The sequence below is a fragment of the Roseovarius sp. Pro17 genome, assembly GCF_035599575.1.
Taxonomy (GTDB): domain Bacteria; phylum Pseudomonadota; class Alphaproteobacteria; order Rhodobacterales; family Rhodobacteraceae; genus Roseovarius.
Window position 1 is genome coordinate 1,004,195 of record NZ_CP141179.1, and the last position, 12,470, is coordinate 1,016,664.

The window sequence follows — 12,470 nt, forward strand, 5'->3', positions numbered from 1 at the left end:
TCGATATGCGCGTGCTCGACATCATACTTGAAATAGCAGTGGCGGCCCTCATTGTGGCCGCCACTGCTGTCGGATTTACCGAAGTGATCTTTCGCTACTTACTGGGATCATCTATCGGCTGGTCGTTCGAATTTCTCCAAATCATTCTGGTCTACATCACATTCGTCGGCGGATTTCTGGCGTCGCGAAAACGGGGCCATCTACGTGTCACCGTTCTGGTGGAAAAGATGCCGCGCACGTTGCGCATGATCTGTTTCCTGCTCGCTCAAATCGGCATCGCCATCACGACGGTGGTGATGACAATTTGGGGGTGGGACTATGCGTTCCGTTTTCCCGACACCACGACCGACATGATACGTATTCCGGTTGTCTATCTCTATATTATCGTTCCGCTATGCGGGTTTGCGATGAGCTGTCAGGTGGTTTGCGACATCGTAATCGGTCTGCGCAACTATCTCTCGGGCGACGAGCCGGAGAAGTTTGGCATATCCCTGCCGGGATTTGACGACATAGAGGAACCGGCAGGTGCCCGGTCATGATGTTCGCAGCTTTTGCAGGCCTGTTGGTGGCCATCGGAATAGGCATGCCGATCGCCTTTGCGCTGTCGACCGTCTCGATCCTGATCCTGTGGCATAGCGATATCAGCATGCTGATCCCGGTGCAGCGCATCTATCAGGGCACCAACAAATTCCCGCTGCTTGCCGTGCCGCTGTTCATCTTTGCCGGATCGCTGATGAACCACGCGGATATTTCCCGCCGGCTAGTCGATTTCGCCGCCACCATCGTCGGGCGTATGCGTGGTGGGCTTGCATCGGTCAACATCATTACCAGCATGTTGTTTGCAGGGATGAGCGGCACGTCCATGTCCGACACCGCCGCAGTCGGCGGGATCATGATACCGAACATGATTAGGCGGGGGTATGACCGTGCCTTTACCGCCGCGGTCACGGCGTCGTCCTCGACCATCGGCATCCTGTTGCCGCCCAGCCTGCCTATGGTCGTTCTGGCGTCGTACATGGGCATTTCGACCGGCGGGTTGTTTATCGCGGGACTTATTCCGGGATTGCTGGTCGGGCTTGGCCTGATTACCGCGTCATGGATCATCTCGGTCAAGCGGCAGTATCCGGTTGAGGAGAAATTCCAGCTGCGCAGGTTCCTCGTGGCCTTTGTTCATGCGATCCCGCCGTTGCTGATGCCCGCGATCATCTTGGGCGGTATCCTCGGCGGGGTGTTTACTGCCACCGAGGCGGCAGGTGTTGCCTGTGTTTACGGCATTGTCGCGGGAATGTTCATCCTACGCACGCTGACGCTGACGAAACTCTACTTTGCCGTGCGCGATGCCGCGATCCTGACCGGCGCAACCATGTTCGTGACGGCCACGGCGCATCTGCTGGGATTCACGTTCACGTTTCAGCAATATAGCCACACGGTGATGAGCTACTTCAGCAACGCCGACATGGGCGCGCTTACGGTTCTGTTGGCGCTATCGCTGGTGATGATCGTGCTGGGGATTTTTCTGGACGGTTTTGCGATGATGTTCATCGTCGTGCCGCTATTCCTTCCGACGGCCATCGCCGTCGGGATCGAGCCGATTCATTTCGCGATGGTTCTGATCGTGTGTTGGGGGATCGGTCAGCAGACACCGCCCATGGCATCGGCACTATTCCTGACCAGCCTGATGGCGCGGGTCGACGTCATCTCCATCACGCGGGCCAATCTGTGGTTCATTCTGGTGATGATCATCGTGCTCGGCCTCGTCATGGTGTTTCCATTCTGGACGGTCATGTGGCTTCCGCAAAAATTCGGCCTGATATGAACGGGCTGAGAGTAACAACAAGAAATCAAGGAGATTTCCGATGAAACGCGCAGCATATATCGATGCGACTTACACCCAGACCGAGGGTGAGACGACCTGCATCATCAACGGCCAGTTCCACTTTCCCGCAGGGCTCGACCTGCTGGGCAAGCGCGAGTATTTTAAGGAGCATTATGACTGGATCCGCGCCGCTATCATCCGCGAGCCGCGCGGCCATAACGATCTGTTCGGCGCCGTCATCGTGCCCTCGTCAACGCCGGATGCCGATATCGGGATTATCTGGATCGACAGTGTGGGATACGGCGACATGTGCGGACACGGCACGATCGCCACGTCGATGTTGCTGGCGTCCAACAACCTCGTGCCCCGCCAGAACGGCGAGACCGAACTGCGTATCGAGAACCCGGCCGGCATCGTGACATCCACCGTGGGTATCGAGGACGGCGAAGTGAAATGGTGCCGCTTCCAGAACGTTCCGGGTTTCCTCGCGCAAAAGGACATCAAGGTCGATGTTCCCGAAGTAGGCGAGATGCTCGTCGATATCTCGTTTGGCGGGAACTACTTCATGAACGTCAAGTTGGACCCCGAGATTTGCCGCGTTGCGCCTGAAAACGCCGCCAAATTGGGTCGGATGGGCAATGCGATCAAGAAGCAGATCAATGACAAGATCACGATGGTCCACCCCGACAAGCCAAACGTGACCGAGGTGGATCTGGTCACATTCTACCAAAAGCCTGAAGATAAGAGTGCGGATTATCGTTGGGTGCATGCCTTTCGCGATGGCGCGCTTGACCGCTCGCCGGGTGGAACCGGCATGTCGGCTATGCTGGCGATGCTGGAGGCGCGCGGCGAAATCTCGATGGGTCAGACGATCCACGCTCAGGGCTTGCTGGGCACCGGTACTTTTGAGGGTAAGTTGATCAAAGAGACGACAGTTGGCGACCACCGCGCGGTCGTGCCGACGATCAAGGGCCGTTCCACGCTGATCGGTTTCGGCAAATGGTATCTCGATCCGATGGACAAGAATGGACGGGGATACGCGGTCGGCCGAGTCTGACGATGGCGGCGGGTCCGCCAAAAATCCGCCGGTTGAGCGAGGCCCTCAATATCGAGGATCTGCGGACGCTCGCGAAAAGGCGGATTCCGGGCTTTGCCTTCTGCTACGTCGATGGCGGTGCTGATGACGAAGTCACGCTGGCGCATAATCGCGCGATTTTTCGTCAGTTCCGGCTGATCCCCCGCCAGTTGCGTGATGTGTCAAACATCGACATATCAACGCAGTTTCTGGGGCAAAAGGTCGAGCGTCCCTTCGGCATCTGCCCGACAGGTTACAACGGGATGCTGACGCATCAGGGCGACCTCAAACTGGCGCGTGCTGCCCGCCGGTTTGGTATTCCGTTCATCCAAAGCACGATGTCCACCAGCAGCATCGAGGATATCGCCGCCGAGATGCAGGGGGGCGAGCACTGGTTTCAGCTATACGTCCTCAAGGATCATTCGATCAGCGCGCGGTTGATGGAGCGCGCACATGCCGCCGGATGTAGCACGCTGGTAGTCACAACCGACGCCGTCATTCTGGGCAATCGTGAAAGCGACAGGCGCAATTACACACGGCCACAGGTGTTGACACCTTCCAGAAAGATCAACGTCCTACTACACCCGCGATGGATTATGGACGTCTTGGTGCCGCATGGCATACCCATTTTCGGAAACCTGACCGAGTTTTTGCCCAAATCTCAATGGTCAGCGCGTGACGGCGCGCGCTTTATTTCACAGCAGATGACACGCGCGCTGGACTGGGACCACCTTGAACGCCTGCGTGCCGACTGGCCTGGCAAGTTCGTCGTCAAGGGTTTGCTGCATTGCGATGACGTCGAAAAGGCCATCGGCATTGGTGCGGACGGCGTCATCTTGTCAAACCACGGCGGCCGTCAACTGGACGGTGCGGTCCATCCGATGGAACAATTGTCTGCCATAAAGGATCGTATCGGGAACGGCTGCGAGATTTACCTCGACAGTGGTTTCCGGCGGGGAACCGACATCGCCAAAGCGCTAAGTCTGGGCGCGCAAGGCGCATTTATTGGTCGGGCGTCGCTATACGGTCTCGCTGCGTCAGGACAACAGGGCGTGGAGCTTGCGTTGAACATGCTGTGGGACGAATTGGAGGCCTGCATGGGTCAACTGGGTTGCGCCAGTGTAGGTGACCTGAGACCTGAGATGACGATCGCGGGCGCACCAATCTAACGCGCCTCGATCCACCATGGGCCGTTGCATTGAATTGCACACGCCCTGTCCCGAAGTTTCTATCCGGCGTCAGTCGATCTTGGGCAACAGCGCGGTGATCGACGTTTTGGCATCGCCATAGAGCATGCGGGTATTGTCCTTGTAGAAAAGCGGATTTTCGATACCGGAATATCCGGTTCCCTGACCCCTCTTGGACACAAAGACCTGCGCCGCCTGCCATACGCGCAGCACCGGCATCCCCGCGATGGGCGAATTGGGGTCATCCTCCGCGGCAGGGTTCACAATGTCGTTCGACCCAATAACGATCACGACGTCGGTCTTGGCGAGATCGTCGTTGATTTCGTCCATTTCCATCACGATGTCATATGGCACCTTGGCCTCGGCCAGTAGCACGTTCATGTGGCCGGGCAGGCGGCCCGCGACGGGGTGGATGGCAAAGCGCACGTTCTTGCCCTTATCGCGCAGTTTTGACGCCAGCTCCGACACCGCGACCTGCGCCTGCGCGACAGCCATGCCGTAGCCCGGCACGATCACGATGCTGTCGGCGTCGTTCAGCGCCGCCGCGACGCCGTCGGCATCGATGGCCACCTGCTGCCCTTCGACCTCCATTGCCGGGCCGGTCGTATTTCCGAAACCGCCAAGGATGACCGACACGAAAGAGCGGTTCATCGCCTTGCACATGATGTAGCTGAGGATTGCACCGGACGAACCAACCAGTGCGCCGGTCACGATTAGCAGATCGTTGCCGAGCGAAAATCCGATCGCCGCCGCAGCCCAGCCAGAATATGAGTTCAGCATCGACACCACGACGGGCATGTCGGCGCCGCCGATCCCCATGATGAGGTGGTAGCCAATGAAGAACGCCAGCAGCGTCATCAGTAGCAGAGTCCAGATCCCCGCGCCGTTTATGAAGAGGATCAGCAGGATTACCGACAGTCCTGCCGCGATCGCATTCAGCGCATGACCGCCGGGCAGCTTTTCAGCCTTGGACGTGATCTTGCCCGCCAGCTTGCCGAAGGCGACCACCGAACCGGTGAATGTAATCGCACCGATAAAGACGCCCAGAAACACCTCGGCGCGCAGGATGGCACGCTCGGCCCCGCTCTTGTGAGCTAGGGTTTTGGCGAAACCGGTCAGACCTTGCTGGTCAAGCCATATCTCTGCCCCGGTGGCGGTCAGATCGGCAGGCATCGACGCCTTGAGCGCCAGCACGGATTGCAGTTCCAGATAGGCGTTGAAGCCAATAAAGACGGCTGCCAGCCCAACGAAGGAATGCAGCGCCGCGACCAGCTGCGGCATGTCGGTCATCTCGACCCTCTTGGCCACATACCAGCCAAGCACCGATCCGCCAGCGATCATCAGCAATATGATGAACCAGTTTCCGACGCCGGGGCCAAACACAGTGGCCACCACGGCGGCGCCCATGCCTATGATGCCATACCAGACCGCGCGCTTGGCGCTTTCTTGTCCCGATAACCCGCCCAGCGACAGGATAAATAGGACGGCTGCCGCGATATAGGCCGCGGATACAATTCCGATGGTCATTTTGCTGTCCTTTTAGGATTTCTGGAACATCGCCAACATCCGACGCGTCACGAGGAACCCGCCCACGATGTTGATACTGGCGATGAAAACCGACACGGCGGCGAGGAGAACGACCAGCCATGAGCCGGACCCGATTTGCAGCAGCGCGCCCAGAATGACGATGCCGGAGATCGCATTTGTCACCGCCATCAGCGGCGTATGCAGCGAATGCGAGACGTTCCAGATGACCGAGAAACCAATGAAGCAAGCCAGCACAAAGACGATGAAATGGCTCATAAAGCTTTCGGGGGCAAAGCCGCCGATCAGCAGCATGATTGCCGCACCAAGGACCAGCAGTCCTCCCTGCGTTTTCGTCTGCTTGCGAAAAAGGGTGAGTTCTTGTGCCTTCTTTTCCGCGGTCGTCGGCACTGGCGCGGTCTGCTTCGGCTTGGCCGCGATTGCCGGCACCTTGGGTGGCGGGGGCGGATACGTGATCGCGCCCGCGTGAACCACGGTGGCGCCGCGAATGACGTCATCCTCCATGTCGTGATTGATCCGACCATCCTTTTCAGGCGTCAGATCCGTCATCATGTGCCGGATGTTCGTGGCATAGAGGCTAGAGGCTTGGGCGGCCATGCGGCTGGGAAAATCGGTGTAACCAATGATGGTGACGCCGTTCTTTGTCACGATTTTCTCGTCGCGCACCGTCAGTTTGCAGTTACCGCCCTTTTCGGCGGCGAGGTCTACGATAACCGATCCGGGCTTCATCGCCATGACCATGTCCTCGGTCCACAGTTCGGGCGCTTCGCGGTTCGGGATGAGGGCGGTGGTGATGACGATATCGATATCGGGCGCCAATTCGCGAAACTTGGCCAACTGTGCAGCGCGGAATTCAGGGCTGGAGACGGCGGCATAGCCACCCGTCGCCGCGCCATCCTGCGCGCCACCGTGCTTTTCGTCAAAATCCAGATAGACGAATTCCGCGCCCATGCTTTCGACTTGCTCGGCCACTTCGGGACGCACGTCAAAGGCCAGCGTGATCGCACCCAGCGAGGTGGACGTGCCGATGGCGGCAAGGCCCGCGACCCCGGCGCCGATCACCAGAACGCGTGCCGGCGGCACCTTGCCCGCAGCGGTGATCTGCCCGGTAAAGAAGCGGCCGAAATTGCTGCTTGCCTCGATTACGGCGCGGTAGCCTGCGATGTTGGCCATCGACGACAGGGCGTCCATCTTTTGCGCGCGACTGATGCGCGGCACCATTTCCATCGCTATGACGCTGGCACCAGAGGCACGCGCCGCCTCCATTCCCGCACCATTCCCGGCGGGGTCGAAGAACGAGATCAACGTCTGGCCCTTGTTGAGGCGCTTTACCTCGGTCGCGTTTGGTGGGCGCACCTTGGCGATGATGTCGCTGGCTTTCCACAGCGCGGCGGCGCTTTTGATTACCTCAACGCCTGCGGCCTCATAGTCGGCGTCGGTAAACCCGGCGAGGCGTCCTGCGCCGCTTTGGATCGCACACTTATATCCCAGCTTTTGTAGCTGCGCTGCGCTTTCGGGCGTCATAGCGACGCGCGTCTCACCCTCGAAAACTTCGCCCGGAACACCAATTTTCACGCTCGCCCACCATCCCGTCTAATAATATCAACCCGCCCAAGCGGCGGAAAAACCGGCGCAAGATTTCGTCCGGATACGACACTCTGCGCCATTGTGTCGAAAAATAAGCATATGCTTTTTGCCTTGGCAACAATCAAGGCAGCGCGCGCCAACATGGTGACTGGAGGGCGCGTGGTCAAGCAGATGTCGGCATTTGCCGACTCAAAGCATGGTGCGGACCACACGAGCTGATCCTTGCATTTTCTCTTTCGATGATGCGATATTCAGTAAATGGAATTTGTTTCTTAGGGAGGGGATCGCATGCAGTTGGACAAGAGGCAGTTCCTTGCAGGTTTGGGCGGTCTTGCGCTTTGTGGCGGCCCTTCGGCCTCTTTTGCCCGGACCGTGATGCAACTGGGATCGAGTGAGGTTATCGGCCTCAGCGACGGAAATCTGGTCCTTCCGGGATCTTTCTATTTCGACGGGCTGCCGCAGGAAGAGTTGGCCACGATCCTGGCCAAACACGATGTTCCCCGTGACCAACTAGAACCGCCATGCAATCTGACGCTGCTGCGCCAGCCCGACAAGACGGTCTTGTTTGACGCAGGCGCAGGCCCGGCATTCATGCCGAGCGCGGGAGAGTTGCTGAGCAGTCTTGAGTCCGAGGGGCTGACGCCGGACGACATCACCCATGTTGTATTCACGCATGCCCATCCCGATCACCTGTGGGGGATACTGGACGATTTTGACGATCCGGTGTTTCCCGAGGCTGAACTGATGATCGGACAGGCGGAATGGGATTATTGGATGGACCCAAATACGGTGGACACCATTGGCGATGGTCGCGCGTCATTTGCCGTCGGTGCCGCGCGAAGGCTGGCCGCAATCGAGGATCAGATCAGCTTTTTCAACGATGCTGACGAAATCCTGCCCGGTGTGATGGCACATGCCACGCCCGGTCACACGCCCGGCCATATGTCGTTCGAGATCCGCGATGGATCGAACGCCGTCATGGTTGGCGGCGATGCGATCGTCAATGACCACGTTGCGTTCGAGCGCCCGGACTGGGCCAGCGGCGCGGATCAGGATACCGATCTGGGGGCCAAGACGCGGATGCGTTTGCTGGATCAATTGGCGGCGGACGACATCGCTTTGCTCGGCTTTCATCTGCGCCATGGCGGGCTGGGTCGGGTCGAGCGGACTGTCGACGCCTATCGTTTCGTACCGGAGGACACATGATGCGCTGGATTTTGCCTTTGATAGTCGCCGCCACTACCGCGGCCAACGCCAGCGAGGATATCGCGGATAAATATCCGAATTCGCTGCTTTATAATAAACCCTACGAGGTTATTCCGGGCGTCTTTTCGGCCATCGGCGCCACCGCCCCGCCGACCTACGAAAATGCGGGCCACAACAACAATCTCAGCTTCATCGTCACCGGCGATGGTGTGGTCGTCGTCAACGGAGGCGCGGCCTATGGGCTGGCCAAGGCGCTGCATGACGAAATCAAGGCAGCCACCGATCAAGAGGTAAAGCTGGTTTTTAACGAGAACGGGCAGGGCCATGCCATTCTGGGCAATAGCTATTGGGCCGAGCAGGGCGTGCCCATCGTCGCCCATGTCGATGCCGCCGAGGAGGTCGAGAAATTTGGCGGCACGATCCTCGAAAACATGAAGCGCTATAACAAGGACCGTGCCGAAGGGACCGATGTGCAAGGCCCGACAGAGACGTTTGAGGACGAGTATATCGTCGAGATGGGCGATTACCGCATCGAAGCGCGCTATCTGGGCCCGGCCCATTCGCCCGGCGACATCGTGATCTGGCTGCCCGATCAGAGCCTCGTCATTTCGGGTGACATGGCCTTTCACGAGCGGATGCTGCCGATTTTCGAAAACACCTACACCGCTGACTGGCTGGAGACTTGGGATAACGAGTTCGAGCCGTTGGGCGCGACATATGTCATCCCCGGTCATGGGCATCCGACGAACATGGATCAGGTGCGGCGCTATACGAAGGACTATCTGGTGTATTTGCGCGAAAAGATCGGCGCGCATCTGGAGGCGGGCGGCGGGCTGGCTGAGGCGTATTATGTCGATCAATCGCCCTATGCCCGTCTGGACACGTTCGAGGAATTAGCGACCAAGAACGCCGGACGTGTGTTCGAGCAGATGGAATTTGAGTGACAGTGCAAAATAGGGTGGATTTTAAGTAGTGAAGCCCCCCGTTGGCCCGCTTGGTCCCACCAGCGCTGATCAGAGGGATAACGTTCCTGCTGGCAGTGTTTGACTGGAACAAAGTCGCTATCCCTGCATCTTGACGTTCGCCGGAAAATCCCGACTAAGGCAGGAGAATTCTGTCTTTCCGAGGGAGCGAGTCCGCCATGCTTTTTGATCTCTATGATCTGCCGTTCGATGTGCAGGGTGCGCATCTTCTTCTTGGGCTGGCACTGGGTCTGGCGTTTGGCATTGCCGCGCAAATCAGCCGCTTTTGCCTGCGCCGTGGCCTTGTCGCCGGACCGGACCGCGCGCCCGCGCTCGGGACGTGGGCAGCAGCGCTGGCGACGGCCATCGTCGCCACCAGCGCGGCCACATGGGCGGGCTGGATCGACCTCACGGACCATCGCCTGATGTCCAGCGATCTGCCATGGCTGGCCGTTGTCGTCGGTGGGCTGTCCTTTGGTGTTGGTATGGTGCTGACTCGCGGCTGCGTGAGCCGCCTGACGGTTCTGGGCGGCACCGGAAACCTGCGGGCGCTGACGGTGGTCGTAATTTTTGCGCTGGTAGCGCACGCGACGCTCAAGGGTGTATTGGCGCCGGCGCGGGTGGCGCTGGGATCGGTCACGACGGATATCGGGATCGGATCTCTGGCAGAGCTGCCGGGTGGGCTGTTGACCTGGGCGGCGCTACTGGTGGCGGGTCTCATTACTGCGGTTGCGGTGTTAAGGCCGCGCCCGCTGCATGTGGTGATGGCGGTCGGTATCGGCCTACTGGTCACGTTTGGCTGGATCGCGACCGGGTGGCTTTTGATGGACGAATTCGACCCATTGCCGGTGCAGTCGTTGGCCTTTACCTCGCCTTGGGCCGACACGTTGTTTTGGACCGTCGCGTCCAGTTCGATCCCTGCCGGGTTTGGCGTCGGGATGATCGGCGGCGTCGTTGGCGGGGCGTTCCTGTCCGCAATGGTCCGCCGCGAACTAGCATTTTCCAGCTTTACCGACGCGCCGCAGACGCTGCGCTACGTCGCGGGCGGCGCGCTGATGGGTTTCGGCGGCGTGCTGGCGGGCGGTTGCACCGTGGGCGCGGGTCTGTCGGGCGTGTCGATGCTGAGCATCGCGGCGATCATCGCGCTGCTGTCCATTACCGCCGGGGCGCTGATAGCCGACCGCGCGCTGGGGCGGGCACCACTGTTGCTACCGGCTGAGTGACAACCAGAACCCAGATTTGAATGCGACCAGAGGCCCTTATTCGAGGGCCTCTTGCACGATCCCGTCCAGCAACGCCTGCACGTCTTGCATCGGACCCTCGGGATAGGTGCGATAGCCGATCATCACCTCACCGCCTTGGTCGGCGACGAAAATACCGTAAGGGCAATGGGCGATGTTCATCGGATCGGCCTCCATCACCTTGCGCGATACCTGAGCCGAGCAAAACAGAAAGATGTCGGCCTCGACGAACAGTTCCTTGGTGCTGCCCACATCGGCACCGGTGCGGTTCAGCATTTCACCGGTATGGCTGACATAGTCGATAACCAGTCCGCGCCCGACGATGGCGTTTTCCACGGCGAAGGCCGCGTCATCAAAGCTGCCCTCAAAGGGGTAGGTGACGGCCTGATCGGTGGCGCTGGCGGGTGCTGCGGCCAGTGCCAGTATCCCGGCGAGAATGAAACGTTTCATGTGGTGTCCTCCCAGATTGGAACTTCATTGGAACATGGCGGGTCGGCGCGAGCCTTGATCTGCGTCAGGTTCGCGCCGGTTTTGCATCGGGTCGCCCCTGACAGAGGTACGACCTAAAACGCTCTAGCTGAACATGTCAGCAGTGATGCCGGCATACCAGCCCTCGGATTCCTCATATGTGGCCTTGCGCAAATCCGCGCTCTCGCCGGTGGCCGAGATAAAGCCGTCGACCTTGGCGATCTTTTCGTCCGTCGCCTCGTAGGTCGCGCCCACCTTGACGCCGTCATCGGTGTCGATCAGCGACCAGCAGGTGTTGGTGAACTTGGCCGGGAACACGCGTGATCCGGTCAGCGCGCCGCGCACGGCGTTGGCACAGACCTTGGCCTGACTGTTGGCGGCAAAGCCTGATTTCGGCATGTCGCCCTGATCGGCGGAGTCGCCCAGAACGTAGATGTCGGGATCGGCCTTGCTGCTCATGTCGGTGGCGTTGATCGGCGCCCAATTGCCGTCGGTGACACCTGCGATCTCGGCAATCCGCCCGGCTTTCATCGCCGGGATGACGTTGCAGACGTCGATGTTCGTAGTCTCGTCGTCGATGGTGATGGTCATGGCATCTGGATCGAGCGACACGTTGCCGCCGCCGAAATCCTCGCCGATCCAGTCGATCATTCCGGGGTAATGGGTCAGCCAGCCTTCTTGGAACAGGGACATTTTCGAGAATTTCGGCTTGGGGTCCGCGACGATGATCTTGGCCGTCGGATTCATCGCTTTTAGCGCATGGGCGACCATCGAAATCCGCTCGTAAGGGCCGGGCGGGCAGCGAAAGGGATTGGGCGGGGCCACCATTGCAAAGGTGCCGCCCTCGGGCATGCCAGCGATCTGCGCCTTGAGCAGCTCGGTCTGCGATCCGCCCTCATAGGCATGGGGCATGGCGTTCTGCGCCGCCAGCGACCAACCATCGACCGCGCCGTCGACAAAGTCGATGCCGGGGCTGAGGATCAGCTTGTCATAGGGCAGGGACGCACCACCTGCGAGGATGACGGTCTTGGCTTCGCGGTCCACATCCACGGCCCAGTCATGCACGACGTTGATGCCGTATTTTGCCGCCAGCGTGCCGTAGGTGTGGCCCAGATCGTCGATCTCCTTGATACCGCCGAGATAGAGGTTCGAGAAGAAGCAGGTGAAATACGTGCGCGACGGCTCAATCAGCGTGACGTTGATGGCACCCTTGCTGTCCTTGGCGATGTAGCGCGCGGCAGTCGCACCGCCGGCACCACCACCCACGACCACGACGCGGGGCTTGTCGTGGCCTTCTGCCAGCAGGGCGGGGGCGCTCAAGGATGCGGCAGCCGCAGCGCCGCTGCCAAGAAAAATGCGTCTATTGAGTTTCATTGTTTTTCC

Annotated in this window: 11 protein-coding genes; 7 read left to right on the plus strand and 4 right to left on the minus strand. The window is 59.6% G+C overall.

Features of this window, described 5'->3' with window-relative positions:
* The first annotated feature begins 5 nt into the window (after window positions 1-5).
* The 4 genes from U3654_RS04895 to U3654_RS04910 are packed head-to-tail and all read left to right on the plus strand — an operon-like array spanning window position 6 to window position 4,060.
* A complete protein-coding gene (locus tag U3654_RS04895; protein ID WP_324754237.1) occupies window positions 6-539 on the plus strand; it encodes a TRAP transporter small permease in 534 nt (177 codons plus the stop codon).
* Entirely contained in the window at window positions 536-1,816 is a 1,281-nt protein-coding gene (locus U3654_RS04900) for a TRAP transporter large permease (RefSeq protein ID WP_324754238.1), read from the plus strand. The genes U3654_RS04895 and U3654_RS04900 overlap by 4 nt, the downstream gene beginning before the upstream one ends.
* A 40-nt stretch (window positions 1,817-1,856) precedes the next feature.
* Window positions 1,857-2,873, plus strand: coding sequence for a proline racemase family protein (locus U3654_RS04905; RefSeq protein WP_324754239.1), 1,017 nt, complete (start codon window positions 1,857-1,859; stop codon window positions 2,871-2,873).
* Between the two features lie 32 nt (window positions 2,874-2,905).
* Window positions 2,906-4,060, plus strand: coding sequence for an alpha-hydroxy acid oxidase (locus U3654_RS04910; RefSeq protein ID WP_324754240.1), 1,155 nt, complete (start codon window positions 2,906-2,908; stop codon window positions 4,058-4,060).
* Between the two features lie 69 nt (window positions 4,061-4,129).
* On the opposite strand, the gene U3654_RS04915 is transcribed toward U3654_RS04910, so the two are convergent.
* Both U3654_RS04915 and U3654_RS04920 read right to left on the minus strand, forming a co-directional pair.
* On the minus strand, window positions 4,130-5,605 hold the full coding sequence (locus U3654_RS04915) for an NAD(P)(+) transhydrogenase (Re/Si-specific) subunit beta (protein ID WP_324754241.1): 1,476 nt from the start codon (window positions 5,603-5,605) through the stop codon (window positions 4,130-4,132).
* 12 nt (window positions 5,606-5,617) lie between these two features.
* Window positions 5,618-7,198, minus strand: a complete 1,581-nt coding sequence (locus U3654_RS04920) for a Re/Si-specific NAD(P)(+) transhydrogenase subunit alpha (protein WP_324754242.1) — start codon at window positions 7,196-7,198, stop codon at window positions 5,618-5,620.
* Between the two features lie 300 nt (window positions 7,199-7,498).
* Between U3654_RS04920 and U3654_RS04925 the strand changes: the two genes are divergently transcribed.
* From U3654_RS04925 to U3654_RS04935, 3 genes are all read left to right on the plus strand, one after another.
* Window positions 7,499-8,416 (plus strand): MBL fold metallo-hydrolase, encoded by a 918-nt coding sequence (locus tag U3654_RS04925; protein ID WP_324754243.1) that lies wholly within the window; start codon window positions 7,499-7,501, stop codon window positions 8,414-8,416.
* On the plus strand, window positions 8,413-9,360 hold the full coding sequence (locus U3654_RS04930) for an MBL fold metallo-hydrolase (RefSeq protein ID WP_324754244.1): 948 nt from the start codon (window positions 8,413-8,415) through the stop codon (window positions 9,358-9,360). Before U3654_RS04925 ends, U3654_RS04930 begins: the two co-directional genes overlap by 4 nt.
* 197 nt (window positions 9,361-9,557) lie before the next feature.
* Window positions 9,558-10,601 carry a YeeE/YedE family protein gene (locus tag U3654_RS04935; RefSeq protein ID WP_324754245.1) on the plus strand — a complete coding sequence of 348 codons (1,044 nt, stop codon included), beginning with the start codon at window positions 9,558-9,560 and terminating at the stop codon, window positions 10,599-10,601.
* Between the two features lie 36 nt (window positions 10,602-10,637).
* Here the strand turns inward: U3654_RS04935 and U3654_RS04940 are convergent, their stop codons facing one another.
* Together U3654_RS04940 and U3654_RS04945 are read right to left on the minus strand one after the other, a co-directional pair.
* Window positions 10,638-11,069: a DUF302 domain-containing protein gene (locus tag U3654_RS04940; protein WP_324754246.1), complete on the minus strand. Its 432-nt coding sequence runs from the start codon at window positions 11,067-11,069 to the stop codon at window positions 10,638-10,640.
* A 123-nt stretch (window positions 11,070-11,192) separates the two neighbouring features.
* Window positions 11,193-12,461, minus strand: coding sequence for an NAD(P)/FAD-dependent oxidoreductase (locus tag U3654_RS04945; RefSeq protein ID WP_324754247.1), 1,269 nt, complete (start codon window positions 12,459-12,461; stop codon window positions 11,193-11,195).
* Window positions 12,462-12,470: the final 9 nt, after the last annotated feature.